The organism is Streptomyces sp. NPDC048565, assembly GCF_040650935.1.
Classification (GTDB): domain Bacteria; phylum Actinomycetota; class Actinomycetes; order Streptomycetales; family Streptomycetaceae; genus Streptomyces.
The window spans coordinates 107921-134612 of record NZ_JBEZIH010000008.1 but is presented as its reverse complement, the minus strand read 5'-3'; the positions used below and the strand labels follow the sequence as shown (position 1 = coordinate 134612).

Here is a 26692-nt window from a genome sequence, read left to right as displayed (position 1 = left end):
ACGACCTGACCGGGAGTAACCCCTCCGTGGCTACATTCCTGTACAAACTCGGGCGGCTCGCCTTTCGGCGCCGCCGTTACGTCGCCCTGATCTGGGTGGCCCTGCTGGCGCTGGCCGGATTCGGTGCCGCCTCCGCGTCCACCGCGACCTCCAGCTCCTTCTCGATCCCGGGCACGGAGGCGCAGCGCGCCTTCGACCTGCTGGACGAACGTTTCCCCGGAGGCAGCGCGGACGGCGCGACCGCCCGGGTCGTCTTCAAGGCACCCGAGGGCGAGAAGGTCACGGCGACGGCCAACAAGGCCGAGGTCCAGGAGATCGTCGGCGAGTTGAAGTCCGGCTCCGACCAGATCGCCTCGGTCGCCGACCCGTACGATGCGGACGCCGTCAGCAAGGACGGCTCGACGGCCTACATCTCCGTGTCCTACAAGGTCAGCTCCATGGAGCTGACCGACGGGACGCGGGAGGCGCTCGAAGACGCGGGTGAGGCCGCGCAGAGCAGCGGTATGACCGTGGAGATCGGCGGTGACGCGCTCCAGGTGATGCCGGAGACCGGCGCCACCGAGGTCATCGGAGTCGCCATCGCCGCCGTGGTGCTGGTCATCACCTTCGGCTCGCTGATCGCGGCGGGGCTTCCGCTGCTCACCGCGCTGATCGGTGTGGGGGTCGGCGTCTCGTCGATCACCGCCCTGGCGAACGTGCTCGACCTGGGCTCCACCACCTCCATCCTGGCCATGATGATCGGCCTTGCGGTCGGCATCGACTACGCCCTGTTCATCGTCTCCCGCTACCGTGCGGAACTGGCCGAGGGCCGGAAACACGAGGAGGCGGCCGGGCGGGCCGTGGGCACGGCGGGATCCGCGGTGGTCTTCGCCGGTCTGACCGTCGTCATCGCGCTGGTCGGCCTCGCCGTCGTCAACATCCCGATGCTGTCGAAGATGGGCTTCGCCGCCGCGGGTACGGTCGCGATCGCCGTCCTCATCGCGCTCACCCTCGTTCCGGCGATGCTGGGTTTCGCGGGCAAGCGGATCATGGGGCGCAGGGCGCGCAAGGCCGCCGAGGCCGAGAACAGGCCCGACGCCAAGCCGAACATGGGCACCCGCTGGTCACGGTTCGTGCTGCGGAAGCCGGTGTGGGTCCTGCTGGCCGGTGTCATCGGCCTCGGTGCGATCGCCCTGCCGGCGGCCTCACTGGAGATGGGCCTGCCGGACGACGGTTCGCAGCCGAAGAGCACCACGCAGCGCCAGGCCTACGACATGCTGTCCGACGGCTTCGGCCCCGGATTCAACGGTCCGCTGCTGGTCGTCGTGGACACGAAGAACAGCACGGACGGCAAGGCAGCCGTCGACCGGGTCTCCCAGGAGATCGAGGGCACGGGACACGTCGCCGCCGTCACCCCGGCTGCCTTCAACAAGGCCGGCGACGCCGCGACCATCACGGTCATCCCCAAGGACAGGCCGAGCTCCACCGACACGGAGAACGTCGTCCACGCCATCCGTGACGCGGGCCAGGACATCAAGGGCGACACCGGCGCCGAGGTGCTGGTCACCGGTGCCACGGCGATGAACATCGACTTCTCGCAGAAGATGAACGACGCGCTGCTGCCCTACCTGGCGCTCGTCGTCGGACTGGCCTTCCTGCTCCTGATGGTGGTCTTCCGCTCGATCCTGGTGCCGCTGAAGGCGGCCCTCGGATTCCTGCTCTCGGTCGTCGCGGCCCTGGGCGCGGTCGTCGCGGTCTTCCAGTGGGGCTGGCTCGGCTCGCTCTTCGGGGTCGAGCAGACCGGTCCGATCATGAGCATGATGCCGATCTTCATGGTCGGTGTGGTCTTCGGTCTCGCGATGGACTACGAGGTCTTCCTGGTCACACGGATGCGCGAGGCGTACGTCCATGGGGAGACGCCCGGCCAGGCGATCGTCACCGGATTCCGGCACGGCGCCCGGGTGGTCACGGCAGCCGCGGTGATCATGATGGCCGTCTTCTCCGGCTTCATCGGCTCCAGCGAGTCGATGATCAAGATGATCGGCTTCTCGCTGGCCATCGCGGTCTTCTTCGACGCCTTCGTCGTGCGGATGGCCATCGTCCCGGCGGTGCTCGCCCTGCTCGGCAAGCACGCCTGGTGGCTGCCGCGCTGGCTGGACCGTGCGCTGCCCAACGTGGACGTCGAGGGTGAGGGCTTGCGCAAGGAGCTCTCGGACGACGGCACGGGCGAGGGCGGCGGCGAGCGGGAGCTGGCCGGCGTGTGACCCGACACGCCCTGGACCCCGGGGTCTGCTTCTGAGCGGATGAGCGGAACGCGGCCCCGGAGCGCCGGTTACCTGTGGGGACGGGGGGCCGGGGCAAGGATGAGCCCCCGTGCACGCGGCACGGGGGCTCGCCCGTGTTCAGGCGCGGGTGGTGGTGGCGGTGGCAGCCGACGGGCGCTTCGCCGCCATCGCGCCGGTCCGCGCCAGGAAGCGGATGACGGGCGCGTTGTCGAACTGGAAGACGGCGACGCCGTCCGTCGCGTGCAGCTCCAGGACCAGTTGCGCCCGGCCGCACGGCCATATCCGTACGTCGCCGCGGGTGGCGGGGGAGCGCAGCCCGCGCTCCAGGAGGTCGAGGCCGAAGGTCCGGTCGACACCCCCGGGGAACCGGACGTGGACGGTCCCCGGATCATCGGGGTCGTAGCGAAGCTCGACAGGGACCGGCCGCGGGTCGGGACCGTCGGTGATGAGCCGGGCTCGGGCGTGTTCTTGGATCACGAGGGACATGGCCGGCTCCTCCTGTGTGAAAATCTCTCCCCCCAATGTCCCATATATTCCTGTTTGGGCATGTTGGGGTTGGCGTAGTTGTCATGTGTGCGCTCTTGCGAACCCTTCGCAAAAGGTCCCTATCATGGAGCGTTTCCCGACCAGGCCAGCAGTGACGCCCGAAGCGGAGCTCCTTCATGCATGTACCCGACGGTTTCATCAACGCACCTGTCTCCGCTGTCGCAGGTGTCGTCGCCGCCGGCGCGGTCGCCGTCGGCCTCCGTGGTGCCCGGCGGGAGTTGGACGAACGCACCGCGCCGCTGGCAGGGCTCGTCGCCGCGTTCATCTTCGCCGTGCAGATGCTGAACTTCCCTGTCGCGGCGGGTACCAGCGGCCATCTGCTCGGCGGAGCGCTGGCGGCGATCCTGGTCGGGCCCTACACAGGACTGCTCTGCATAGCGGTCGTCCTGCTGATGCAGGGCATCCTCTTCGCCGACGGCGGGCTCACCGCGCTCGGCGTGAACATCACGGTGATGGGGGTCGTCACCACCGTCGTCGCCTACGCCCTCTTCCGCGGGCTGACGCGTGTGCTGCCCCGCACCCGCCGCTCGACGACCGTCGCCGCCTTCGTGGCCGCGCTCGTCTCCGTGCCGGCCGCCGCCGTCGTGTTCACCCTGATCTACGCGATCGGCGGGACCACCGACGTACCCATCGGCAAGGTGTTCACCGCGATGGTCGGCGTCCACGTCCTGATCGGCATCGGGGAGGCGGTGATCACCGCGTTGACCGTCGGCGCCGTGATCGCGGTGCGCCCCGACCTGGTGCACGGGGCCCGCGGCCTGGCCGCCCCGCTCAAGCTCCGTGTCGACGGCGATCTCATCGATGCCCCCGCCGCACCGGCCGCCCCGGCTCCCGCGGCCGCCCGCTCCACGCGCAAGGTCTGGGTCACCGGTCTGGTCGCCGCGCTCCTCCTCGCGGGCTTCGTCTCCTTCTACGCCTCCGCAAGCCCCGACGGCCTGGAGAAGGTCGCCGCGGACAAGGGCATCGACGAGAAGGTCGAGGAGCATGGCGCAGCCGACTCCCCGCTGGCCGACTACGGCGTCAAGGACATCGGCAACGCCCGCGTCTCCGGGGGCCTCGCCGGAGTGATCGGCGTCGGCGTCACCATCGCCGTCGGCAGCGGCGTCTTCTGGGCCGTACGCCGGAGCCGTACGCCGGGGACTTCCGAGAACCGCACCCCCACCGAGTCCGTCTGACATGGGAGCCGGCCACGCGCACAAGCTCTACCGGCACGGTCACTCCCCGGTCCACGCCCTGCCGCCGCACTGCAAGCTCGCCGCCGTCCTGTGCTTCGTCGTGGTCGTCGTCTCCACCCCCCGCGAGGCCGTCTGGGCCTTCGCCCTGTACGCGGTGCTGCTCGCCGCCGTCGCGGCGGTGGCCCGGATTCCCGCCGGATTCCTGCTGAAGCGGCTGGTCATCGAGGTGCCGTTCGTGGCGTTCGCGCTCCTCATGCCCTTCGTCGTACCCGGCGAGCAGACCGAGCTGCTCGGTATCTCCGTCAGCGTCCCCGGACTCTGGGGCGCCTGGAACGTACTCGCGAAGGGCACCCTCGGTGTGGCCGCGTCGGTGATCCTGGCCTCGACCACCGAGCTGCGCTCCCTGCTGCTCGGCCTCCAGCGGCTCCGGCTGCCGCCGCTGCTCGTCCAGATCGCGTCCTTCATGATCCGGTACGGCGACGTCATCACCGACGAGCTGCGCCGGATGTCGATCGCGCGCCGCTCCCGCGGCTTCGAGGCAAGCGGAGTGCGCCACTGGGGTGTCCTCGCCAAGACGGCCGGCGCCCTCTTCATCCGGTCCTACGAGCGCGGCGAACGCGTCCACCTCGCGATGGTCAGCCGCGGCTACACCGGAACCATGCCGGTGATCGACGAGGTGACCGCCTCCCGCACCCAGTGGGCGCGCGCGGCGGCACTCCCCGTGCTCGCCCTCGTCGTATGTCTGCTGGGATGGACCATATGAGCCAGAACACCGCGGCCCCCGTCCCGTCCCTGGAGGTCAGCGGCCTCGCCTATGCCTACCCCGACGGCCACCAGGCCCTCTTCGGCGTCGACCTGACCGTGGCCAGGGGCGAACGCGTGGCGCTCCTCGGCCCCAACGGCGCGGGCAAGACCACACTCGTCCTCCACCTCAACGGCATCCTCGACGCGGGCGCCGGCACCGTCCGGGTCGCCGGGCTGCCCGTGGAGAAGCGGCACCTCGCCGAGATCCGCCGCCGTGTCGGCATCGTCTTCCAGGACCCCGACGACCAGCTCTTCATGCCGACCGTCCGCGAGGACGTCGCCTTCGGACCCGCATCGGCCGGGCTGCGCGGCCCTGAGCTGGAGGACCGGGTCATGACCGCGCTGCGACGGGTCGGCATGGAGGAGTACGTGGCGCGGCCCCCGCACCACCTCTCCTTCGGCCAGCGCCGCCGCGTCGCCGTCGCCACGGTCCTCGCCATGGAGCCGGAGATCCTCGTCCTGGACGAACCCTCCTCGAATCTGGACCCGGCCTCCCGCCGTGAACTCGCCGACATCCTGCGCTCCTTGGACGTCACCGTGCTGATGGTCACCCACGACCTGCCGTACGCACTCGAACTCTGCCCGCGTGCCGTCATCCTCAGCGACGGGGTGATCACCGCCGACGACCGCACACAGGACCTGCTGTGCGACGACGCACTGATGCGCCTGCACCGGCTCGAGTTGCCCTTCGGTTTCGATCCGCGTTCCGTGACCGTTCCGCGTTCGTGAACAGAGGGTGACCCGGCACCCGTTCCACCTGCGCAGGGATGCACCATGGGGGGATGAGCGGGAGTGCGGGAGCAGGCGTGGACGTACGGGGCACGGTGGCGCCGGGATTCGAGGCGGTACGGGACGCTTTCGTCCGTAACTTCGAACAGCGCGGGGAGCGGGGAGCGGCCGTCGCCCTCTACCGGCACGGCCGCAAGGTCGTGGACCTGTGGGCCGGTACGAGAGATGTCGACGGCGTCGAACCCTGGGCCGTCGACACCGTGCAGATCGTCCGCTCGGCCGGGAAGGGCGTCGCCGCCGCCGTACCGTTGCTGCTGCATCAGCGCGGACAGGTGGATCTCGACGCACCCGTCGGCACGTACTGGCCGGAGTTCAAGGCGAACGGCAAGGAGCGCGTCCTCGTACGCCATCTCCTCGCCCACCGTGCGGGGCTGGCCGCCCTGGACGCGACACTCACGCCCGAGGAGGCAGCGGACGGGGTCACCGGACCGCGGGCCGTCGCCGCCCAACGGCCCCAGTGGGAACCGGGAGCCGACCACGGGTACCACGCCCAGACCTACAGCTGGCTCGTCGCGGAACTGGTGCGCAGGGTCACCGGGCGCACCATCGGCCGCTGGATCGCCGAGGAGATCGCGCGTCCGCTCGGGCTGGACTTCTGGTTCGGGCTGCCGGCCGACGAGGCGCACCGTATCGGGCGGATCGGCCCCGTCGAACCTCCGCCGGCCGAAGGCAGCGGCGCCCTGCGTATGCGGCCCAAGCGCTCCGTCGTCGACGCCTACGCCGATCCGGCCTCGCTGACCCGTCGCGCCTTCGGGGCGATCGACCCCTTCCCCGACGAGAACGCCCCGGACTACCGCGCGGCTGAGCTCCCCGCGTCCAACGGCGTCGCCACCGCACGCGGACTCGCCCGCTGCTATGCCGCGATGATCGGCCAGGTCGACGGGCAGCGGCTGTTCGCCCCCGCCACCCTCACCCTGGCCCGCACCGAGGAGTCGGCGGGCCCGGACCAGGTGCTGGTCGTCAACACCCGCTTCGGCCTCGGCTACATGCTGCACGGTCCGGCCGCGCCGCTGCTCGGCCCCGGGTCCTTCGGGCACCCGGGCCGCGGCGGCTCGCTGGGCTTCGCGGATCCCGAATCGGGTATCGCGCTCGGTTATGTGACGAACGGTCTGCAGAAGGGAGTTACCGCCGACCCCCGTGCCCAGGCTCTGGTCCGGGCAGTACGGTCGGCGCTATGACTCCTCGCACCGAAGGAAGCACCGACGGAAGCACCCAAGGAAGCACCGAAGGGCGCCTCGACGGATACGCCGCGCTCCTCACCGGCGCTGGACGGGGCATAGGGGCGGCCACCGCCCGCCGGCTCGCATCCGAGGGCGCGGCCGTCCTGGTCACGGACCTGGACGTCGGCCGCGCCTCCCATGTCGCCACGGAGATCCGGGAGAAGGGCGGCATCGCCGAGTCCCTGGCCTGCGACGTGGGCGACCGGTCGGCGGTCGAGGCGGCGGTGGCCCACGCGGTGGCAGCCTTCGGACGGCTCGACACCCTGGTCAACAACGCCTACGCCGAGCACCAGGACGCCCCGCTCTTCGAGGACGAGACGGACGAGGCCTGGGCCCGCAGCCTCGACATCACCTTGACCGGCCCCTACCGCTGCTCCCGCGCCGCCCTGCCGCACCTGGTGGCCTCCGGCCGTGGCGCGATCGTCAACATCGGCTCGGTGAACGGCGAGCAGGACTTCGGCGGTCACGCCTACAGCGCCGCGAAGGCGGGCCTGGCCGGCCTGACCCGCACCCTCGCCGGCCACGCGGGGCCACGCGGCGTCCGCGTCAACCTCATCGCCCCCGGCACGATCCGCACGGACGCCTGGGCGGGCCGCGAAGCCGTACTGGAGCGGGCGGAGTCCCTCTACCCGCTCGGCCGCGTCGGAGAACCGGACGACATCGCATCCGCGGTCGCCTTCCTCGCCTCCCGGGACGCGGCCTGGATCACCGGGATCACGCTGCGGGTGGACGGCGGCCTGCTGGCCGTCAACACGGGCTTCCGTGCGGCGATATCGGAGGTCTCAGAAGCCCCGTAGCCGGATCCTGACGCGGGCGGACGCTCAGCTCGTGTGCAGCATCAGGCCGATACCGACCACCATCAGCCCCGCCGCAGCGAGCCGTGGAGCCCCGAACCGCTCCTTGAAGAACAGCGTCCCTATGGCCGCGCCCACGATGATCGAGGACTCGCGCAGTGCGGCGATCGGGGCGAGCGCGGCTCTCGTCTGCGCCCACAGGACCAGGCCGTAGGCGGTGACCGACAGTGCCGCGCCCAGCAGTCCACGTGCTGCGAACGGGGTGAGCCGGGGCAGCAGTTCGCCCCGGCGGCGCCAGAACGCGTAGGCGGGGATGGCGATCCCCTCCAGGATCATCAGCCAGGCGATGTAGCCGAGCGGGGTGCCCGAGGTGCGTACCCCCACCCCGTCGACCGTCGTGTAGCCCGCGATGGCCAGACCCGTCGCGAGAGCCGCCGCGATCGCGGGCCAGTGGGGCTGCTTGCCGGAGCCCCGGATGCCCCACAGCGCCAGTCCGACGAGCCCCGCCGACGCCACCGCGACGCCCGCCGCCGCCCAGCGGTCCGGGCGCTCCCCGATGAACACGGCCGCCAGGACCGTCACGACGAGCGGGGCCGTGCCCCGGGCGATCGGATACATCTGGCCGAAGTCGCCCAGGGTGAACGAGCGCATCAGCAGCAGCATGTACGCCACGTGCAGGCCAGCGGAGACGAGCAGATACGGCCAGGCGCCGGACGCCGGGAGCGGCGCGAAACAGGCCAGTACGAGACCGATCAGCGCACCGCCGCCGGAGATCAGGGTGAAGGACACCAGCTGGTCGCGGATGGCGTGGGCGATGGCGTTCCAGGTGGCGTGCGTGATCGCGGCGGCCAGGACGGCCACCGCCACCAGCGGGGTCACGCGCTCTGCTCGCGCACGTCCACCAGGGCTCCGCCGGCGTGCGTGACCAGGCTCTGCGGGTCCAGCGGGAAGACCGTGTGCGGGGTGCCCGCGGCCGCCCAGACCGTCGCGTGGGCGAGCAGCCCCCGGTCGGCCAGCACCCGGGTCCTCGTACGGTGGCCGAAGGGCGGGACCCCGCCGATCGCGTATCCGGTGGTCTCCCGGACGAGGTCGGCCCCCGCCCGCTTGACCTTTCCGGCGCCGAGTTCGGCCCGCACACGCTCCACGTCCACCCGGGACGAGCCGTCCATCAGGACCAGGACCGGAACACCGTCGGCCTCGAAGATCAGGGACTTGACGATCTGGCCGAGTTCGCAGCCGACCGCGGCGGCGGCCTCGACCGCGGTGCGGGTGGCGTCGGGGAAGCGGCGTACCTCGACGTCGAGGCCCAGCTCCCGCAGGGCCTCGGCGAACCGGGGGTGGGCATCGGACGAGCTCGTCGCGGGGGTGATGTCGGAAGTGCTCATACCGCGCACGCTACCGCTGCCGGGGCGGACCACTGCGCTCCCGGCGGCTGTACCGATCGTCGCTCCGAATCGGACACCCGGCCGGAAATGTCCCCTGCGCCTGCCTTCGCGCCCGCCCACGCCCCCAGAGTGGTGAGGAGTACGACAAGGGGGGATATTTTGCTGCGCATCCATTTCACCGCCCAGGACCTGGAGTACCTCCGGATCGCCCGCAGGCCCGACCCGTTGTGGGAGATCGTCTGCAGCCTCTGCCGGCTGCAGAACAAGGAGGGGGCGGTCGCGTTCGGCCCCTGGCGGCGCAGTGTCGCCGGGCGGCTGACGGCGGAAGGACCGGGGCGTCACGCCGCGCGGTTCCTGTGCGGTCTGGTGCCGTACGGGCCCTATTTCCCCGACTTCCTGACGCCCGCCGTGGACTGCGGCGACACCGATCTGCGGCACGGGATCGACCGGGTGCTCACCACCCCGCGCACCCGGCTGCGCACCGAACTGGGGCTGCTGGCCGGGGTGGGTGGCCGGCCCTTGGCGGGAGCGGAGCTCGCCAGGGGTGACACGTCGGCGCTGCGGTCGCTGGGCGGCGCGCTGAGCACCTACGACAGGCTGTTCGTCGCCCCGTTCCGGGAGACCGTCGACGCCGCGGTGTCCTCCGATGTCGCCTGGCGGTCCCGGGAGCTCTCGGCCGGCGGCACCCGGGCGCTGCTGGAGACCTTCCGGCCGATAATCCGGTGGTCCCCGCCGGTGCTGGAGATGGCCTACCCGGTGGAGCGGGACATGCATCTGAACGGGCGCGGTCTCCTGCTCGTGCCCTCGTACTTCTGCTGGCGCATGCCGGTCACCCTGGTCGACGACGCGCTGCTGCCGATGCTGGTCTACCCGGTCGACAAGCAGGTCGTCCCCGGCGCGTCGCCCGCCGGATCGTCGCTGGCCAAACTGCTCGGTCCGACGCGCGCGGCTCTCCTGTACGAGATCGCGGTCCAGGGCTGTGCCTCGACCTCCGAACTGGCCGCCGCCGTCGGCTCGTCGCTGCCCAACACCAGTCAGCAGCTGGCCATCCTGCGCGAGGCCGGGCTGGCCGCCAGCCGCAGGGAAGGGCGGCGTGTGCTGCACCTTCCGTCCCCGCTGGGGCGGCAGTTGCTCGATTCGACGGAGGCCTGACGAAGCGGACGTTTCCACCGTGATGAAAGGGTGCGGTGCGCGCGGCCGCGGGGTGCCAGTCTTCCGTCAGGCCGGGCGTACGCGCAACGGGGGAAGTTGCGGGGGACAAGCGTCCGGGAACCACAACGGAGGAACCATGCGCAAGATCGTACGAGCCACGGTTGCACTGACGTTCGCGGCGGGTGCCGTGCTGGCGACGGGGGCCGGTTCGCAGGCGGCCGAGACAGGAGCCCAGGCCGCTTCCGTCCGCGGATGCGCGTCGGGCGCCGTCTGCATCTACCCGGGTGCGAGCTGGAACGGCAACAAGCCGTCTCACTCGTACTACACGTACGGAGCCCACGACCTGGTCAACCAGACTGGCACGCACCGCATCTTCAACAACCAGACGGGTGGCGCCGTGGTCCAGCTCTGCAAGGCGTACGGCGGCGGTCAGTGCGGGGCCAAGATCCCGGCCGGTAAGTCCTTGGATGTCAACCTGACGCCGATCAACTCGATCAAGCTGTCCAAGTCCTGATCCAGCCCGGCCGTCGCTGCCCGGGGCGCGGATGCCCCGGGCAGCGTTCGCTCACGACCCGGCGCTCAGGACCGCCGCCACCACCGGCCCGGCCGCGTCGCCGCCGTGGCCGCCGGACTGGACGACCGCCGCTGCCGCGAGGTCGTCGCTGAAGCCGGTGAACCAGCTGTTGGACGCGCCCTGGCCGTCGACCTCGGCCGAGCCCGTCTTGGCGCCCTTGTCGCCGCCGACCGAGGCCATGGCAGCCTTGCCCGTGCCCCAGGAGGCGGTGGCCCGCATCATGTCGTTCAGCTGCTGTGTGACGCCTCCCGGCAGCGAGCGGGACGCCTTGGCGAGTTCGCGGTCGTCCAGGGACTGCGGGACGATCACCGGCTGACGGAACGTCCCGGTGCGGGCGGTCGCCGTGATGGACGCGACGTTGAGCGCGTTCATCTGGACGGTGCCCTGGCCTATGTACTGGGCCGCGGCCTCACCACCGGCCTCCTCGGGCACCTTGCCGTCGACGGAGGTGATGCCGGTCTTCCAGTCGAGGCCGATACCGAAGACGTCCCGGGCCTCCTTGGCCAGCGCCGTGTCGTCCTTCGTGTCATCGATCAGCTTGATGAAAGCGGTGTTGCACGAGCGGGCGAAGCTGGTGGTGAAGCTGCTGGACGCGGGCAGTTCGAAGTTGTCGAGGTTGTGGAACGTACGGCCCTGGTACAGCACCTCCTTGGGGCACTCCGTGGGGCCGTTCGCCGTGACCAGGCCCTTCTCCAGGAGCATCGCGGCCGTCATGACCTTCAGCGTGGAACCGGGTGCCTGCGTGCCCTGCATCGCCGCGTTGAAGCCGGTCGCCGGGTTGTTGGCGACCGCGCGTATCTCGCCCGTGGTCGGCTTCACGGCGACCACCGACGCCTCGCTGAACTTCTTGACCGCCTTCTCGGCGGCCGCCTGGGCGCCCGCGTCGAGCGTCGTCCGCAGCTTGCCCGGCTTGCCCTTGGTGAGCGTCAGCAGTGTGGTGTCGGCGACCTTCTCGTCCGCCGGCTCGATCCAGGTCTCGATGCCGGGGGAACCGCCGACGGTGTCGCCGTACCTCTCCCGCAGGCTGTCCAGGACCGTCCCGAGCGACGGGTAGGTCTCCTTGTCGAGCACCTTGCCGTTGTGGTCGACGGCCTCGACGGACGCCGTCGGGGCCTCACCTGTCTTCAGTGACGCGCCCTCGGTGAGCTGCGGATGGAGCACCGCAGGCTGCCAGTCGACGAGGGCCTTGCCGGTCGTCTCACCGCGCACCACGGTCAGTTCGGAGGAGTACGACCAGGGCTTGGTCTTCCCTCCGTACGACACGGTCGCCTTCACCGTGAACGGCACCTTCGCGCCCACGGCGGCACCCGGCGAGATCACCGCCTTCGTGACATGGGCGTCCTTGGCGTAGCCGGTCAGCAGCGGCTCGGCGACGGTCTCGTTGTTCGTGCGCAGGGCGGCGGCCGAGGCGTCGCCCGACGCCCATGCTTCGAGGAAGCCCTTGGCGGTCTCCTCGATCTCCTTCTTGTCCGGTGGCCCTGTCTTCACCTCGGAGGACGTGGACCCGATCCCTCCGGACCCGCCGCCTCCCAGCACGACCTCGTACACGCCGTAACCGAGCCCCCCGGCCACCAGCACGAACGCTCCGCCGATCACGGCGACCTTCGCTCCACTGCGCATCTGTGCAGTCCCCCCTCCCAAGGACCACCCCCTGAACAGGGTTCCGAGGGGTGTCATCCTTCGAGACCCTACGGGACAGCAGAGGCCCCTGAGATGGTTGTTACCGGACCGCTACGCTCACAGGAGAGCGCTTTCCACTCCCTGCCGCTACACCCAGGTGTCCAGCCACATCCGGTCGCGCCAGGACGTGTCCGGGAGCGACGTGCCCGTGTAGAGCGGCCAGAAGTAGATGAAGTTCCAGACGATCAGCAGCACCAGGACGCCCGCGGCGATCGCCCCCAGCGTGCGTCTGCGTTCGCCGGCGGGGTCGGCGGTGATCTCGCCTCCGGGGTGGTGGCCCGGGCCCGTGCCGGAGGCGGGACCCAGGAGGGCGCCGATCATCATCGTGACCGCCAGACAGAGGAACGGCACGAAGACGACCGCGTAGAACAGGAAGATCGTGCGCTCCTGGTAGAGGAACCAGGGCACCCAGCCGGCCGCCACCCCGCAGGCGATCGCGCCGGCCCGCCAGTCGCGGCGGAAGAACCAGCGCCACAGCACGTACAGCAGCGCCACGCACCCGGCCCACCAGAGCAGCGGGGTGCCGAGCGCCAGGACCTCGCGGGCGCACTTGCCGGTCGCGGATTCGGCGCAGCCCGTCTTCTCCTCGTAGAAGTACGAGACGGGGCGGCCCAGCACGATCCAGCTCCATGGATTGGACTGGTAGGTGTGGCCGGAGGTCAGGCCCACATGGAACTCGTAGACCTGGTTCTCGTAGTGCCACAGGCTGCGCAGCCAGTCCGGCAGCCAGGTCCAGCTGCCGCCCTTGCCCTCGGTGGCCGCCCAGTTGCGGTAGTACCCCTTGTCCGTGACGATCCATCCGGTCCACGAGACGAGGTACGTGCCGATCGCGACCGGCACCGTGGAGACGAACGCGGGCAGCAGGTCCCTGAGGGCCACGGCGCGGTACGGCTGCAGGGCGCCCGCCGTGCGCCTCGCGCCGACGTCCCAGAGCACCGACATCACACCGAACGCGGCCAGGATGTAGAGCCCGTTCCACTTCGTGGCGAAGGCCAGGCCCAGCATCAGGCCGGCCATGATCCGCCACGGGCGCCACCCGAGGCGGAGCGTTTCGGCGACGTGGGCGTCCGGGCGCAGGACGCCCTCCTCGTCCACCGGGAGCGCGGCGGCCAGCTTGCGGCGGGACCGGTCACGGTCGATGAGGAAGCACCCGAAGGCGGCGAGCACGAAGAACATCAGGATCAGGTCGAGCAGCGCGGTGCGGCTCATCACGAAGTGCAGCCCGTCCACCGCCAGCAGGGTGCCGGCGAGGCAGCCCAGGAACGTGGAACGGAACAGACGTCGCCCGATGCGGCACAGCATCAGGATCGAGAGGGTGCCGAGCAGCGCCACCATGAAGCGCCAGCCGAACGGGGTGAATCCGAAGATCTGCTCGCCGAACCCGATGATCCACTTGCCGACCGGCGGATGGACGACGTAACCCGGGTCCACCGGGATGTCCACCGACGACGGGTCCTTGAGGATCAGCTTGTCGACGTCCTTGGGCCAGGAGCCCTCGTACCCCTGGTTGACCAGCGCCCAGGCGTCCTTGGCGTAGTACGTCTCGTCGAATATCACCGCCTTCGGGCTGCCCAGGTTCCAGAACCGCAGCACGCCGGCGACCAGCGCGACCAGCAGCGGCCCGCCCCAGGCGGACCAGCGCACCAGACGGTCGGCGAGGACCGGCGGCACCGGGAGCACGTCGCGGAACTGTTTGCCAGGGCGGGCGTAGGGCGGGTCGAGGCGCTCGCGCAGCCCCGCCTCCGGCCGTGGGGAATGGCCGAAGCGGCGCAGCCGCTGCTGCCAGGAAGGCGGCTGGTCGCCGGTGTGAACCCCGGCGTCGTTGCCCTGCTGGGCTTCGGGCGCAGTACTCGTCACCGCGCCATCGTAGGGAACGCATCTGTGCGAGTGGTGCCGCCCGGGCTGGGAGGATGGCCGATGTGACTGGAACGACTGGAACGCTCGTACTCGCAGGGACCCCCATCGGCGATGTGGCGGACGCCCCGCCACGGCTCGCCACCGAGCTGGAGACGGCCGATGTCGTGGCCGCTGAGGACACCCGGCGGCTGCGCCGGCTCACCCAGGCCATGGGCATCCACACGACGGGGCGTGTCGTGTCCTACTTCGAGGGCAACGAGTCGGCGCGCACCCCTGAACTCGTCGAGGCGCTGGTCGGCGGTGCGCGTGTCCTGCTCGTCACCGACGCCGGGATGCCGTCCGTCTCCGACCCCGGCTACCGGCTGGTGGCGGCGGCCGTGGAGCAGGACATCAAGGTCACCGCCGTACCGGGCCCGTCGGCCGTACTGACCGCGCTGGCACTGTCCGCGCTGCCCGTGGACCGCTTCTGCTTCGAGGGCTTCCTGCCGCGCAAGGCGGGCGAGCGGCTCGGGAAGCTGCGCGAGGTCGCCGGTGAGCGCCGCACGATGGTCTTCTTCGAGGCCCCGCACCGGCTGGACGACACCCTGGCCGCGATGGCCGAGGTGTTCGGGGAGGACCGCAGGGCGGCAGTCTGCCGGGAGCTGACCAAGACCTACGAGGAGGTGAAGCGCGGCCCGCTGGGGGAGCTGGCCCGCTGGGCGGCCGAGGGCGTGCGCGGCGAGATCACCGTTGTCGTCGAGGGCGCCACGGACTCGGGGAACGAGGGGCTGGACGCCGCCGAGCTGGTACGCAGGGTGCAGGTGCGCGAGGAGGCGGGGGAGCGGCGCAAGGAGGCCATCGCGGCTGTCGCCGCCGACGCCGGGCTGCCCAAGCGCGAGGTGTTCGATGCGGTGGTCGCGGCAAAGAACGCGGCTCGGACCGGCCAGGATCAGGGCAAAGGACTAGCCTGAAATGTAAAGCGCGAGCCGCATACCGGGCCGTTCGGCCACGGATCGGCCAAAAGCGTTCCAACACTCGGCAGACCTCGTGCTTCGCCGTCGGCGAAGGCGTCCACTTGAGGGTGGAACGCACCATCCGGAGAAGCTTGTCCGGAGTGCTTGTCCAGCGGACAAGAGGAGCAGGCATGAGTGAGATCGCAGCAACCACCGTGCATGAGGCGTACGCCTTCGCCTGCATGAGGTGCGGACACGGCTGGGAACAGGCCTACGAGATATCGCACCACGTCGACAACTCCGGCAACCCCTTCGTGGTGTACACGGCGGACGGGCAGCGCGTGCCGTCGCCGCTGTCCACCCCGACCTGCGCGAACTGCGGCGGGCACGTGGTGCGGATCATGCGCGCGGGACGGGTCTCCACCGTCCAGCGGATGAGCAGGCCCCTGGAGACCGCGCGCCCCGGGGAGACCGCGCGCCCCAGGGAGACCGCGCGTCCCGAGGAGGACGACGTGGACGAGGCGGGTGGGCGGATGTCCGTGGCCACCGCCGTGCCGGCACATGACCGCGAAGCGCACCACTGGCAGCTGTCCGATCTGCTCCGTCCCTTCCAGCGGCGGTAGGGGGCCCACAGGCCCACAGGCCCACACAGGTCACCGGGGCGGTCCCGGGGCCGGCACCGGGGCCCATGGGAGGGCTCACGCCCTTGTGGGCGCGTGCCCTCGTAGAGTCGTGGGCATGAGCCGTACCGACGCCCCGCCGCTCCCCGAACCCCTCAGGGTTCCGGTCGCCGATTCGCACACCCACCTGGACATGCAGGACGGAACCGTCGAGGAGGGCCTCGCCAGGGCCGCCGCGGTCAACGTGACCACCGTCGTCCAGGTGGGCTGTGATGTGAAGGGCTCGCACTGGGCCGCCGAGACCGCCGCAGCGCACCCCTCCGTCCACGCCGCCGTCGCCCTGCACCCCAACGAGGCGCCCCGCATCGTGCACGGCGACCCGGACGGCTGGTCGCGCCAGGGGGCGCGGGAGCCGGGCGGGAAGGCGGCACTCGACGAGGCGCTGGCGGAGATCGACGCACTGGCCGCTCTCGGTCATGTACGCGCGGTCGGCGAGACGGGACTCGACCACTTCCGTACGGGGCCCGAGGGCATCGCGGCCCAGGAGGAGTCCTTCCGGGCCCACATCGAGATCGCCAAGCGGCACGGCAAGGCCCTGGTCATCCACGACCGTGAGGCCCACGCGGACGTCCTGCGCATCCTCGCCGACGCGGGCGCACCGGAGCGGACCGTCTTCCACTGCTACTCGGGGGACGCCGACATGGCCCGGATCTGCGCGGCGGCCGGGTACTACATGTCCTTCGCGGGCAACGTCACCTTCAAGAACGCGCAGCCGCTGCGCGACGCGCTGGCCGTCGCCCCCGCCGAGCTCGTGCTCGTCGAGACGGACGCACCCTTCCTCACCCCCGCCCCGTACCGCGGACGGCCCAACGCGCCCTATCTGATTCCGGTCACGCTCCGTGCCATGGCCGAGGTGAGGGGTACCGACGAGGACACCCTGGCCGCCGCCGTCCAGGACAACACCGCGCGGGCGTTCGACTTCTGAGGGTGGTCGCGGCGTCCGAAGGGCGGGCCGAACCGACACGCTGGGTAATCGTACGACTTTGTACGGTGACGGTGCCTCCGCTAGGGTGCCCGCGCAATGGGGTCGGCCGGCCGGAACGTCTGGAGCGTCGTGGGCCATTCGCAGGGCAGTCACCGCGCGGCGCGCGGCAGTCGGCGCACGAGGCAGGCCCCGGCGAGGGCCCCCGCACCGCCCCCGACAGCGCCGCGCCCCCTCCACGAGGAGCGGACGATCGTCGCCGGGTCCTGGCCGGGCACCCGGCCGGTCCATGACCCCACCGTGCTGGACAGCCCCCTGGTGCCCCGGCAGGCCGCCCCGTGGAAGGCCGTGGGGCCGCGCGACGAGCCCGCCCCGCGCGGCAGGCGGACGGCCGGACACCGGGCGGCCAGGCGGGACCGCCTCACCCCGGAGAGCCTGCGGCGGATCGTCCCGCGCGCCCTGGTCATCGTGGTGCTGGCCGGCGGCACCGCCGCGTTCCTCGCCCAGGACAAGGCCGTCCGCGTCAGCGTCGACGGAACGACGCACACCCTGCACACCTTCGCCGACGACGTCGGAGAGCTCCTCGATGCCGAGGGCGTCACGGTCGGCGCCCGCGACCACGTCGCCCCCGCGCCCGCCACGGGTCTTGGCGACGGCGACGAGGTCGTCGTCCTCCGGGAGGCGCGAGGGTGAGGCCTTCGGGCCCCTCCGGCGGCCGTAGGCTTGACGGGTGAGCACCACAGAGCCCGACGCCCTCCTGGGCCCCGCAGACATCCGCGAGCTGGCCGCAGCGCTGGGCGTACGCCCCACCAAGCAGCGCGGCCAGAATTTCGTCATCGACGCCAACACGGTCCGCAGGATCGTGCGCACCGCCGAGGTGCGGCCCGACGACGTGGTGGTCGAGGTGGGGCCCGGTCTGGGTTCGCTGACGCTGGCCCTGCTGGAGGCGGCCGACCGGGTCGTCGCCGTGGAGATCGACGAAGTGCTCGCGGGCGCCCTGCCGGCCACGGTCGCCGCACGGATGCCGCGGCGCGCAGAGCGCTTCGCGCTCGTCCACTCCGACGCGATGCTGGTCAAGGAGCTCCCCGGCCCCGCGCCCACCGCGCTCGTCGCCAACCTGCCGTACAACGTCGCCGTGCCGGTCCTGCTCACCATGCTGGAGCGCTTCCCCACCATCGAGCGGACGCTCGTGATGGTGCAGGCCGAGGTCGCCGACCGGCTGGCCGCCCGCCCGGGCAACAAGGTCTACGGAGTGCCGTCGGTCAAGGCCAACTGGTACGCCGAGGTCAAGCGCGCCGGGTCGATCGGCCGCACGGTGTTCTGGCCCGCGCCCAACGTCGACTCGGGTCTGGTGTCCCTGGTCCGGCGTACGGAACCGATCCGTACCACCGCGAGCAGGACCGAGGTCTTCGCCGTCGTGGACGCCGCGTTCGCCCAGCGCCGTAAGACGCTGCGCGCCGCCCTTGCGGGCTGGGCGGGCTCCGCACCGGCCGCCGAGGCCGCGCTGACAGCGGCCGGCATCTCGCCGCAGGCGCGTGGCGAGGCGCTGACCGTCGAGGAGTTCGCCGCCATCGCCGAGAACAAGCCGGAGCCCTCCGCATGAACCCCAGCGTCACCGTCCGCGTACCCGCCAAGGTCAACGTGCAGCTCGCGGTGGGCGCCGCACGCCCCGACGGCTTCCACGACCTGGCCAACGTCTTCCTCGCCGTCGGCCTGTACGACGAGGTCACCGTCACCCCCGCCGACACCCTGCGCGTCACCTGCTCGGGTCCCGACGCCGGCCAGGTCCCTCTGGACACCACGAACCTCGCGGCCCGCGCCGCGACGGCGCTGGCCGCCCGGCACGGCATCGCCCCCGATGTGCACCTGCACATCGCCAAGGACATCCCCGTCGCCGGCGGCATGGCGGGCGGCAGCGCCGACGGCGCCGCCGCCCTGCTGGCCTGCGACGCCCTGTGGGCCACCGGTGCCACCCGGGAGGAACTCCTGGAGATCTGCGCCGAGCTGGGCAGCGACGTGCCCTTCAGCCTGACCGGCGGGGCGGCGCTCGGCGTCGGCCGCGGTGAGCGGCTGACGCCCGTCGAGGTCGGCGGCGGCTTCCACTGGGTCTTCGCCGTCGCCGACGGCGGGCTCTCCACCCCCGCGGTGTACGGCGAGTTCGACCGGCTCACCGCCGGCACCCGCGTGCCGGAGCCGACCACGTCCCCCGCGCTCCTGACGGCCCTGCGCAAGGGGGACACCACGGCGCTCGCCGGCGCCCTCAGCAACGACCTCCAGGCCGCGGCGCTCTCCCTGCGCCCCTCGCTGGCCGACACCCTCGCGGCGGGCACCGCCGCGGGCGCCCTGGCCGCCCTGGTCTCGGGATCCGGACCGACCACGGCGTTCCTGACGGCCGACGAGGAGTCGGCGCGGAAGGTGGCCGACGCCCTGCTGTCCTCCGGCACCTGCCGCGAGGCCCGCGTGGCGACGTCCCCGGCGGCGGGCGCCACCGTCGTCTGACCGCGGGCGAGCGCTTCGGCAGGAGCTCCTGAACGCTCCGGCCCGCGCTTATGCCTCATGATCGATCACCGCAGGCGAGCGCACTCCGCGCGGCGACTACGCTGGGACATCGAGCGGTCCCCGACGCAAGGACCCCCGAGGCAGGAGTGAAATGGCCGTCAATCTGGTCAATGTCGAGCAGGTCACCAAGGTGTACGGCACCCGTGCCCTGCTCGACGGTGTATCCCTCGGGGTGTCCGAGGGCGACCGGATCGGCGTCGTCGGCCGCAACGGCGACGGGAAGACGACGCTCATCCGGATGCTCGCCAAGCTGGAGGAGGCGGACACCGGCCGCGTCACCCACAACGGCGGGCTGCGCCTCGGCGTCCTCACCCAGCACGACTCGCTGGACCCCACGGCCACCATCAGGCACGAGGTGATCGGCGACCTCGAGGACCACGAGTGGGCGGGCAGCGCCAAGATCCGCGACGTGCTGACCGGTCTCTTCGGCGGCCTGGCACTCCCCGGCTTCGAGCACGGCCTCGACACCGTCATCGCCCCGCTCTCCGGCGGCGAGCGGCGCCGGATCGCGCTGGCGAAGCTGCTCATCGCCGAACAGGACCTGGTCGTACTCGACGAGCCCACCAACCACCTCGACGTCGAGGGCATCTCCTGGCTGGCCGGGCATCTGCGGGCCCGTCGCTCCGCGCTCGTCTGCGTCACCCACGACCGGTGGTTCCTGGACCAGGTCTGCACCCGCATGTGGGACGTCCAGCGGGGCTCGGTCCACGAGTACGAGGGCGGCTACAGCGACTACGTGTTCGCGCGGGCCGAGCGGGAACGGATCGCCGCGACCGAGGAGTCCAAGCGGCAGAACCTGATGCGCAAGGAGCTGGCCTGGCTGCGGCGGGGAGCCCCCGCCCGTACGTCCAAGCCGCGCTACCGCATCGAGGCGGCCAACGAGCTGATCGCCGACGTGCCGCCCCCGCGTGACACCAGCGAGCTGATGAAGTTCGCCAACGCCCGGCTCGGCAAGACCGTCTTCGACCTGGAGGACGTGACCGTCACGGCCGGGCCCAAGACGCTGCTCACCCACCTCACCTGGCAGCTCGGCCCCGGTGACCGCGTCGGCCTGGTCGGCGTCAACGGCGCCGGCAAGACCTCGCTGCTGCGGGCGCTCGGCGAGGCCTACCGCAGCCAGGGCGACGTACAGCCCGAGGCCGGGAAGGTCGTCGTCGGCAGGACGGTGAAGCTCGCCTACCTCTCCCAGGAGGTCGCGGAGCTCAACCCGAACCTGCGGGTGCTCGAAGCCGTTCAGCAGGTGCGCGACCGGGTCGACCTCGGCAAGGGACGGGAGATGACGGCGGGTCAGCTCTGCGAGCAGTTCGGCTTCGCCAAGGAGAAGCAGTGGACCCCCGTCGGTGACCTGTCCGGTGGTGAGCGGCGGCGGCTTCAGATCCTGCGGCTGCTGATGGACGAGCCCAACGTCCTCTTCCTCGACGAGCCCACCAACGACCTGGACATCGAGACGCTGACCCAGCTGGAGGACCTCCTCGACGGCTGGCCCGGGTCCATGATCGTGATCTCGCACGACCGGTTCTTCATCGAGCGGACCACGGACAAGGTGATGGCGCTCCTCGGCGACCGCGCGCTGCGGATGCTGCCGCGCGGCATCGACGAGTACATCGAGCGCAGGCAGCGCATGGAGGAGGCGGCGACGCCCGCGTCCTCCGGTCCGTCGGCGCCCAGGGCGGCGGCTCCGGCCGAGACGGTCTCGCCGCAGGCGGCGCGCGCCGCGAAGAAGGAACTCCAGAAGGTCGAGCGGCAGCTCGACAAGATGTCGACGAGGGAGACGGCGCTGCACGCGCAGATCGCCGACAACGCCACCGACTTCGAGAAGGTCGCCACGCTCGACGCCGAGCTGCGTGAACTGGTCGCGGAGCGTGACGTGTTGGAGATGCGCTGGCTGGAACTGGCCGAGGACGCCTGAGCCCTGGCGGCAGCGGGTGCGTAACGGCGGCATCACGGCCCGGTTCTCCCTTGGGCACAGGGGATGGACCGAGCCGGTGCCCGGTGTGGTGCGGGTGGTACAAAGAAGCCCCGCTCGACTGCCGTAACGCCGCGGAAGCCATGCCCGATTCGCTCCTTTCCGGGGGGAATTCAGAGATTTCTCGCACCTGAACCTCTGAGCCCAGCGGAATCGCGGGGGAGACCGGACCGGGCACCGGACCGCACGAAGGGGGACGTGCTGATGACCCAGCCGCCCAGCCAGCAACCGCCGCAGGGGGGTTTCGGGGCTCCGCAGGATCCGCAGGGCACTCCTCAGCCGCCGCAGACACCACCGCCCGCGGCTCCGCCGCAGATGCCGCCCGCACCCCCGCAGGGGCCGCCGCCGGGTGCCCCGCAGACGCCTCCGCCCGCGCAGCCCGGCTACGGCTATCCGCAGGCGCCCGGGGAGCAGCCCGGCTACGGCTACCCCCAGGCACCCGGACAGGCACCCGGACAGGCACCCGGTCAGGCCCCTGGCCAGGCGGCCCCCGGCCCGTACTCCCAGCAGCCCGGCCCGTACGGCGCCCCGTCAGGTCCGTACGCCCAGCAGCCCGGCCCTTACGGCCAGCAGCCCGGTTACGGCTACCCGCAGCAGCAGTACCCCGGTGCCCCCGCGCCCGGCGGCCCCGGCGGCGGCGGTTTCTTCAAGGGCAAGCCCGCCGTCATCATCGGTGCCGCGCTCGCCGCGCTCCTCGTCGTCGGCGGCGGCATCTTCTTCGCCACGAGCGGTGGCGACGACGAGAAGGACCCCGTCGCCAAGTCCAGCAGCGGCGCCCCGGACCCGACCGCTTCGCCCACCGTCGACCAGGGCGACGGCAAGGGTGACGGCCGCGAGGCCAACGACGACCTGAACGCCGGGCGCAAGGAGGGCGAGGCGAAGGTCCTCTGGCTGACGAAGAACGACGTCGACCTCCCGCGCAACGGCGCGGACGTGTTCGGCCCGTGGGTCGTCGGGGACACGATCGTCAAGGCCATGTACCGCTCGGTCGTCGGCTACTCGGTGGCCGACGGCAAGGAGAAGTGGAAGCTTCCGCTCCCCGTCGACGTGTGTGCGGGACCGGGTAACGCCACGGCCGACGGCAAGATCGTCCTCGGTGTGAAGAGCGGCACCACGGAGCGGGCCAACTGCTCCGTGCTGCAGATGGTCGACCTCAACACCGGCAAGGCCGGCTGGAAGAAGACGATCAAGAAGAACGGCAACTTCGACATGTTGTCCGACATCGGTCTCGCGATCAGCGGCGACACCGTGGCCGTCGGACGTACGAGCAACTCCAACGCCTACCGCGTCAGCGACGGCAAGGAGCTGTTCGGCAACCCCTCGGGCAACTGCCTGCCGTTCGCCTTCGCCGGCGGTACCAAGATGATCGCCGCGGCCAGTTGCCGCACCGACGACGTGGACAACCCGCAGCACCAGATCCAGGAGATCGACCCGACCACGGGCAAGGCCAAGTGGACGTACCAGCCCAAGCGCGGCTGGGAGGTCGAAAAGGTCTACTCGGTGAGCCCGCTCGTCGTCTCGCTGACCCAGCGCGACGAGAAGAAGTGGGGCATCCTCGCGCTCAAGGAGAACGGGTCGCTGCGCTCCCAGCTGATCAGCGACAAGGGCGACAAGCTCTCCGTCGACTGCGGAGGCGGCTTCGTGGTCTTCGGCGGGCAGTTGGAAGGGTGCACGGGCCTCGCCGCCGACGCCAACACCTTCTACATGATGACCGAGGACGACACCAGCGGGTCCGCCCGCACCAACAAGGTCATCGCGTTCGACCTGAACACCGGCAAGACCAAGTGGAAGGCGGCGGCTCCCGCCGAGCGCACCATGAAGCCGCTGCGCATGGAGGGCGGCAACGTCCTGGTCTACCTGGAGCCCTCGTACGACAAGGGCGGGGCGATCGCGACGATCGCACCCACCGGTGGCGCGCCCAAGGTGCTGTTGCAGCACCCGGACTCCACGACGCGGATCGAGAGCTTCTTCTCGGCCGACGTCTCCTACGTGGGTGGCCGTTCCTTCATCGTCAGCACCCGCGTCAGCGCGAGCAACGACGAGGAAGAGAAGGAACAGACGACCATGATGGCCTTCGGCAAGTGACGGCCGACACCGGCAACCGCCGCCCCTTCTTCTCAGATCCCGCAGAGGTACGCACGCCATGACCCAGCCGCCCCAGCCACCCAACGAACCGCCCCAGGGCGGATTCGGCGCCCCGCAGGACCCGCCGCCCGGCGGTTTCGGCGAGCCCACCCCGCCGCCGTCCGACCCGCTGGCCAAGCCCTCGGCCGCGCCGCCCACCCCGCCCACCGGCGGCTACGGCACGCCGCCCCCGCCGCCGCCCCCGGGTGGTTACGGCACTCCGCAGACGCCGCCGCCCTCGGGTGGTTACGGCGCCCCGCAGACGCCGCCGCCCTCGGGTGGTTACGGCGCCCCGCAGACGCCTCCGCCCGGGCAGCCGCCGCAGAATCCCGCGTACGGCTACCCGCAGGCGCCGCCTCCCGGCCAGCCGCCGGCCCAGCCCGGCTACGGCTTCCCGCAGGGGCCTCCGCCAGGCCAGCCCGGCATGCCTCCGCAGCAGGGGTACGGCTACCCGACCGCGCCGATGCAGCCGCAGTACGCCGGGCCGCAGCAGGGCGGCGGCAAGAAGTTCACCACCCAGATGCAGATCATCGTCGCCGCGGCCGTCGCCGTGGTGCTGATCGTCGGCGGCGGTATCTTCTACGCCTCCAGCGACGACGGCAAGCAGGACGAGGTGTCCTCGGCCGGGCCCGACGGCGGCGGCGAGGGCGGCGAGGGGAAGGGCGGCAGCGGCGACGGCCTGGCCGGCGGCACCGAGAAGGCCCCGTCCGACACCAAGTCCAAGGTCGCCTTCCAGCTTCCCCAGCCGAAGGTCACCGACACCACGGTCGTCGCCGGTTCCTGGGCCACGGACAAGGCGTACGTGAAGACGGGTGTGAACGAGATCGTCGGCTACGACCTCGACAAGGGCACCAAGCTCTGGTCGATCCCGCTGGACGGCCAGCTCTGCGCCGCGTCCCGGCACATGAGCAAGGACTACAAGACGGCCATCGCCTTCCAGGACGGCAAGCCGAGCGCCAAGAACAAGTACCCGTCGTGCACCCAGGTCGCCGGGCTCGACCTCGCCACCGGCAAGCTGATGTGGAGCAAGTCCGTCACCTCCTCGTCCAGCGGTGACGACGCCGTCAGGTTCAACGAGGTGACGCTCAGCGGCGAGACGGTCGCGGCCGGCGGCACGAGCGGCGGCGCCGCCTTCAAGCTCGCTGACGGCGCCGAGCTCTGGAAGCCGAAGGCCGACGCCAACGACTGCTACGACATGGGTTACGGCGGCGGCGAGGCCCTCGCGGTCGTCCGCAAGTGCGGCAGCTACGACGATCCGCAGCTGACCATCCAGCCGCTGAACCCGGACACCGGCGCACCGCTCTCCTCGTACAACATGCCGGCCGGCGTGGAGTACGCGAGCATCGTCTCCACCAAGCCGCTCGTGGTCGCGGCCGACGTCGGTGAAACCGCCGGCGACGGCAGCAGCATCTCGGACTTCTTCTCCATCGACGCGGCCACCGGCAAGCTCATCGTCAAGATCTCGGCCGACGCGGACAAGTACGCGGCGGACTGCGGCTCCACCGAGGTCGAGGAGTGCACGGCCCTGGCCGTCGGCAACAACAAGATCTACCTGCCGACCGAGGACCACGAGGGCGGCGGCGAGTACGGCGACACCAACGAGATCGTCGCCTTCGACCTCACCACCGGCAAGCTCGTCGGCGGCAAGGCGGACGCGGGCGACCGCTACTCGCTGACCCCGCTGCGCATGGACGGTTCCAACGTCATCGCGTACAAGCGGCCCCCGTACGACAAGGGCGGCCAGATCGTCTCCATCAACGGCTCGACCTTCGAGCAGACCGTGCTGATGGTCAACCCGGACGACAAGTCGGTCCACGACGCGGAGACCAGCTTCTCCATCAACTACGCCGAGTTCATCTACGAGAAGGGCCGGCTGTTCATCTCCGAGCAGATGCTCAGCAAGCCCAGCAACAGCTCGCTGGACGACAAGCAGTACCTCGTCGTCTCCTTCGGCACCGGCTGACCCGCCCGGCCCGTTTCGCGGGCCGGCTGCGACGGCCCTGCCGGTTGATCATCCGACCGGCAGGGCCGATCGTTTTCCGGTCGGGTTCCGATCGTTTTTCGACGGGCAAGCGACCCTGAACGACGCATAATTCGGCATTCCGGGGGGCTCCTGCCCGTTAGAGGGCGCGCGGCGTCGAACAAGCGTGTAACTTGCCGGGGCAGAAGGGCCGGGGGGCCTGTTCAGGGTTACGCAGCGGTAGAGCGCTGCACACATGGGGGCTATCTCGATGGGCGTGCGGCTCATGGTGGTCGATGACCACCGACTGCTCGCCGAGGCACTCGCCTCGGCGCTGAAACTTCGTGGGCACCGGGTGCTCGCGGCGGCAGCGCCGACGTCCGGGGCCGCGGAACTGGTCGTCAGCAGGGCGCCGGAGGTCTGCCTGTTCGGCACGGCGGCGCCCGCGGAACCCGGGGCCTTCGACCCGATCCTGCGGATAGGGCGCGAGCGCCCCCAGGTGGCCGTGGTGGTGCTCGGACCGGTGCCGAGCCCGCGGGGGATCGCCGCCGCCTTCGCGGCGGGAGCGGCCGGTTACGTCCGCCACGACGAGCGGATCGAGGGCGTCGAACGCGCCATGGTCAAGGCCCGCGCGGGGGAGGTCGCGGTCGCCCCGCAGCTGCTGCGGGGCGCGTTCGCCGAGCTGCTGCATCCGGCGGCCCAGCCGGACGACGAGGGGCAGCGGCTGCTGCGGATGCTGACCCCGCGCGAGGTGGAGGTGCTGGTGCGGGTCGCCGAGGGTGAGGACACCCGGCTGATCGCGGCCGGCATGAGGATCGCTCCGAGCACCGCCCGCACACATGTGCAGCGGGTGCTGATGAAGCTCGGTGTCGGCTCCCGCCTGGAGGCCGCCGCACTCGCCGCCCGTACGGGACTGCTCGACCGGGCGGCGGCGGGAACGCCGCAGGGGCCGGACGGCCTCGCGTGACGCGTGGTCGTCCGGCCCCTGCGGATGGTGCGACGGGTCAGCTCTCCGGTGTGCCGGGGTCATCCGCGCCGGGCGCGGAGTCGGGCACCTGGGTCGGGCGCAACTTCATCCAGATCAGGAAGAAGAGGCCGAGCACCAGCATGGCCAGGCCGGTCCAGAGGTTGATGTACACGCCCTCGGCCTTCTTCAGGTCGGCGTCGGACGGGCTGATGCCGGCGATGGTGACGATCACTCCGTAGACCACGAAGAGACCGCCGATGATCCGCCGGATATCGAAGAGCCGGGCCGCGGTCGCGGACTTCTGCTCCAGCTCGGAGACTTCCTTATGCAGGTCGGACATGG

23 protein-coding genes and 1 pseudogene are annotated in these 26692 nt (G+C 71.2%); 18 read left to right on the top strand and 6 right to left on the bottom strand.

Features of this window, described 5'->3' with window-relative positions; translation table 11 throughout:
* The first annotated feature begins 26 nt into the window (after positions 1 to 26).
* Positions 27 to 2243, top strand: coding sequence for an MMPL family transporter (locus AB0C75_RS12590; protein ID WP_362889848.1), 2217 nt, complete (start codon positions 27 to 29; stop codon positions 2241 to 2243).
* A 138-nt stretch (positions 2244 to 2381) separates the two neighbouring features.
* On the opposite strand, the gene AB0C75_RS12585 is transcribed toward AB0C75_RS12590, so the two are convergent.
* The gene (locus AB0C75_RS12585; protein ID WP_362889847.1) at positions 2382 to 2750 is read right to left on the bottom strand and encodes an SsgA family sporulation/cell division regulator; all 369 of its coding nucleotides are present in this window, start codon (positions 2748 to 2750) and stop codon (positions 2382 to 2384) included.
* Positions 2751 to 2926: 176 nt separating this feature from the next.
* Here AB0C75_RS12585 and AB0C75_RS12580 point away from each other — a divergent pair, with 176 nt between their 5' ends.
* From AB0C75_RS12580 to AB0C75_RS12560, 5 genes are all read left to right on the top strand, one after another.
* Positions 2927 to 3985 carry an energy-coupling factor ABC transporter permease gene (locus tag AB0C75_RS12580; protein ID WP_362889845.1) on the top strand — a complete coding sequence of 353 codons (1059 nt, stop codon included), beginning with the start codon at positions 2927 to 2929 and terminating at the stop codon, positions 3983 to 3985.
* Between the two features lies 1 nt (position 3986).
* The gene (gene cbiQ / locus AB0C75_RS12575; protein ID WP_362889843.1) at positions 3987 to 4748 is read left to right on the top strand and encodes a cobalt ECF transporter T component CbiQ; all 762 of its coding nucleotides are present in this window, start codon (positions 3987 to 3989) and stop codon (positions 4746 to 4748) included.
* Positions 4745 to 5518 (top strand): ABC transporter ATP-binding protein, encoded by a 774-nt coding sequence (locus AB0C75_RS12570; protein WP_362889841.1) that lies wholly within the window; start codon positions 4745 to 4747, stop codon positions 5516 to 5518. The genes cbiQ and AB0C75_RS12570 overlap by 4 nt, the downstream gene beginning before the upstream one ends.
* 77 nt (positions 5519 to 5595) lie before the next feature.
* Positions 5596 to 6756 carry a serine hydrolase domain-containing protein gene (locus tag AB0C75_RS12565; RefSeq protein WP_362890083.1) on the top strand — a complete coding sequence of 387 codons (1161 nt, stop codon included), beginning with the start codon at positions 5596 to 5598 and terminating at the stop codon, positions 6754 to 6756.
* The gene (locus tag AB0C75_RS12560) at positions 6753 to 7595 is read left to right on the top strand and encodes an SDR family NAD(P)-dependent oxidoreductase (RefSeq protein WP_362889838.1); all 843 of its coding nucleotides are present in this window, start codon (positions 6753 to 6755) and stop codon (positions 7593 to 7595) included. The genes AB0C75_RS12565 and AB0C75_RS12560 overlap by 4 nt, the downstream gene beginning before the upstream one ends.
* Before the next feature lie 24 nt (positions 7596 to 7619).
* On the opposite strand, the gene AB0C75_RS12555 is transcribed toward AB0C75_RS12560, so the two are convergent.
* The gene (locus AB0C75_RS12555; protein ID WP_362889836.1) at positions 7620 to 8471 is read right to left on the bottom strand and encodes a DMT family transporter; all 852 of its coding nucleotides are present in this window, start codon (positions 8469 to 8471) and stop codon (positions 7620 to 7622) included.
* A complete protein-coding gene (locus tag AB0C75_RS12550; protein WP_362889835.1) occupies positions 8468 to 8977 on the bottom strand; it encodes a YbaK/EbsC family protein in 510 nt (169 codons plus the stop codon). The genes AB0C75_RS12555 and AB0C75_RS12550 overlap by 4 nt, the downstream gene beginning before the upstream one ends.
* Before the next feature lie 159 nt (positions 8978 to 9136).
* On the opposite strand from AB0C75_RS12550, the gene AB0C75_RS12545 reads away from it, so the two are divergent.
* Together AB0C75_RS12545 and AB0C75_RS12540 are read left to right on the top strand one after the other, a co-directional pair.
* Positions 9137 to 10129, top strand: a complete 993-nt coding sequence (locus AB0C75_RS12545) for a metalloregulator ArsR/SmtB family transcription factor (protein WP_362889833.1) — start codon at positions 9137 to 9139, stop codon at positions 10127 to 10129.
* A gap of 136 nt (positions 10130 to 10265) precedes the next feature.
* Positions 10266 to 10643, top strand: a complete 378-nt coding sequence (locus tag AB0C75_RS12540) for a hypothetical protein (protein WP_362889831.1) — start codon at positions 10266 to 10268, stop codon at positions 10641 to 10643.
* A 51-nt stretch (positions 10644 to 10694) separates the two neighbouring features.
* Here the strand turns inward: AB0C75_RS12540 and AB0C75_RS12535 are convergent, their stop codons facing one another.
* On the bottom strand, positions 10695 to 12323 hold the full coding sequence (locus tag AB0C75_RS12535; protein WP_362889829.1) for a penicillin-binding transpeptidase domain-containing protein: 1629 nt from the start codon (positions 12321 to 12323) through the stop codon (positions 10695 to 10697).
* Positions 12324 to 12470: 147 nt separating this feature from the next.
* On the bottom strand, positions 12471 to 14240 hold the full coding sequence (locus AB0C75_RS12530) for a phospholipid carrier-dependent glycosyltransferase (RefSeq protein WP_362889827.1): 1770 nt from the start codon (positions 14238 to 14240) through the stop codon (positions 12471 to 12473).
* 53 nt (positions 14241 to 14293) lie between these two features.
* Here AB0C75_RS12530 and rsmI point away from each other — a divergent pair, with 53 nt between their 5' ends.
* From rsmI to AB0C75_RS12480, 10 genes and pseudogenes are all read left to right on the top strand, one after another.
* The gene (gene rsmI, locus AB0C75_RS12525; RefSeq protein ID WP_362889826.1) at positions 14294 to 15190 is read left to right on the top strand and encodes a 16S rRNA (cytidine(1402)-2'-O)-methyltransferase; all 897 of its coding nucleotides are present in this window, start codon (positions 14294 to 14296) and stop codon (positions 15188 to 15190) included.
* 173 nt (positions 15191 to 15363) lie between these two features.
* A complete protein-coding gene (locus tag AB0C75_RS12520) occupies positions 15364 to 15795 on the top strand; it encodes a hypothetical protein (protein ID WP_362889825.1) in 432 nt (143 codons plus the stop codon).
* 115 nt (positions 15796 to 15910) lie between these two features.
* Entirely contained in the window at positions 15911 to 16777 is an 867-nt protein-coding gene (locus AB0C75_RS12515; RefSeq protein WP_362889824.1) for a TatD family hydrolase, read from the top strand.
* 345 nt (positions 16778 to 17122) lie between these two features.
* A pseudogene (locus AB0C75_RS12510) lies at positions 17123 to 17446 on the top strand (ubiquitin-like domain-containing protein); the annotation flags it as partial.
* 58 nt (positions 17447 to 17504) lie between these two features.
* Positions 17505 to 18377, top strand: a complete 873-nt coding sequence (rsmA, locus tag AB0C75_RS12505; RefSeq protein WP_362889821.1) for a 16S rRNA (adenine(1518)-N(6)/adenine(1519)-N(6))-dimethyltransferase RsmA — start codon at positions 17505 to 17507, stop codon at positions 18375 to 18377.
* Complete coding sequence (locus AB0C75_RS12500; RefSeq protein ID WP_362889819.1) at positions 18374 to 19273, top strand: 4-(cytidine 5'-diphospho)-2-C-methyl-D-erythritol kinase; 900 nt, start codon at positions 18374 to 18376, stop codon at positions 19271 to 19273. Before rsmA ends, AB0C75_RS12500 begins: the two co-directional genes overlap by 4 nt.
* A 151-nt stretch (positions 19274 to 19424) precedes the next feature.
* Positions 19425 to 21242, top strand: a complete 1818-nt coding sequence (locus AB0C75_RS12495) for an ABC-F family ATP-binding cassette domain-containing protein (protein WP_362889816.1) — start codon at positions 19425 to 19427, stop codon at positions 21240 to 21242.
* A gap of 261 nt (positions 21243 to 21503) precedes the next feature.
* The gene (locus AB0C75_RS12490; RefSeq protein WP_362889814.1) at positions 21504 to 23384 is read left to right on the top strand and encodes a PQQ-binding-like beta-propeller repeat protein; all 1881 of its coding nucleotides are present in this window, start codon (positions 21504 to 21506) and stop codon (positions 23382 to 23384) included.
* Positions 23385 to 23442: 58 nt separating this feature from the next.
* The gene (locus AB0C75_RS12485) at positions 23443 to 25386 is read left to right on the top strand and encodes a PQQ-binding-like beta-propeller repeat protein (protein WP_362889812.1); all 1944 of its coding nucleotides are present in this window, start codon (positions 23443 to 23445) and stop codon (positions 25384 to 25386) included.
* A 268-nt stretch (positions 25387 to 25654) separates the two neighbouring features.
* Positions 25655 to 26350, top strand: coding sequence for a LuxR C-terminal-related transcriptional regulator (locus AB0C75_RS12480; protein ID WP_362890081.1), 696 nt, complete (start codon positions 25655 to 25657; stop codon positions 26348 to 26350).
* Between the two features lie 37 nt (positions 26351 to 26387).
* On the opposite strand, the gene AB0C75_RS12475 is transcribed toward AB0C75_RS12480, so the two are convergent.
* Positions 26388 to 26690, bottom strand: a complete 303-nt coding sequence (locus AB0C75_RS12475) for a hypothetical protein (RefSeq protein WP_362889810.1) — start codon at positions 26688 to 26690, stop codon at positions 26388 to 26390.
* Positions 26691 to 26692: the final 2 nt, after the last annotated feature.

Coding starts and splice junctions, on each gene's coding strand:
- AB0C75_RS12520 (WP_362889825.1), top strand. CDS start 15,364: ATGAGTGAGATCGCAGCAACCACCGTGCATGAGGCGTACGCCTTCGCC.
- AB0C75_RS12540 (WP_362889831.1), top strand. CDS start 10,266: ATGCGCAAGATCGTACGAGCCACGGTTGCACTGACGTTCGCGGCGGGT.
- AB0C75_RS12560 (WP_362889838.1), top strand. CDS start 6,753: ATGACTCCTCGCACCGAAGGAAGCACCGACGGAAGCACCCAAGGAAGC.
- AB0C75_RS12490 (WP_362889814.1), top strand. CDS start 21,504: ATGACCCAGCCGCCCAGCCAGCAACCGCCGCAGGGGGGTTTCGGGGCT.
- AB0C75_RS12550 (WP_362889835.1), bottom strand. CDS start 8,977: ATGAGCACTTCCGACATCACCCCCGCGACGAGCTCGTCCGATGCCCAC.
- AB0C75_RS12515 (WP_362889824.1), top strand. CDS start 15,911: ATGAGCCGTACCGACGCCCCGCCGCTCCCCGAACCCCTCAGGGTTCCG.
- AB0C75_RS12535 (WP_362889829.1), bottom strand. CDS start 12,323: ATGCGCAGTGGAGCGAAGGTCGCCGTGATCGGCGGAGCGTTCGTGCTG.
- AB0C75_RS12580 (WP_362889845.1), top strand. CDS start 2,927: ATGCATGTACCCGACGGTTTCATCAACGCACCTGTCTCCGCTGTCGCA.
- AB0C75_RS12585 (WP_362889847.1), bottom strand. CDS start 2,750: ATGTCCCTCGTGATCCAAGAACACGCCCGAGCCCGGCTCATCACCGAC.
- AB0C75_RS12475 (WP_362889810.1), bottom strand. CDS start 26,690: ATGTCCGACCTGCATAAGGAAGTCTCCGAGCTGGAGCAGAAGTCCGCG.
- rsmI (WP_362889826.1), top strand. CDS start 14,294: ATGGCCGATGTGACTGGAACGACTGGAACGCTCGTACTCGCAGGGACC.
- cbiQ (WP_362889843.1), top strand. CDS start 3,987: ATGGGAGCCGGCCACGCGCACAAGCTCTACCGGCACGGTCACTCCCCG.
- AB0C75_RS12570 (WP_362889841.1), top strand. CDS start 4,745: ATGAGCCAGAACACCGCGGCCCCCGTCCCGTCCCTGGAGGTCAGCGGC.
- AB0C75_RS12485 (WP_362889812.1), top strand. CDS start 23,443: ATGACCCAGCCGCCCCAGCCACCCAACGAACCGCCCCAGGGCGGATTC.
- AB0C75_RS12495 (WP_362889816.1), top strand. CDS start 19,425: ATGGCCGTCAATCTGGTCAATGTCGAGCAGGTCACCAAGGTGTACGGC.
- AB0C75_RS12480 (WP_362890081.1), top strand. CDS start 25,655: ATGGGCGTGCGGCTCATGGTGGTCGATGACCACCGACTGCTCGCCGAG.
- AB0C75_RS12500 (WP_362889819.1), top strand. CDS start 18,374: ATGAACCCCAGCGTCACCGTCCGCGTACCCGCCAAGGTCAACGTGCAG.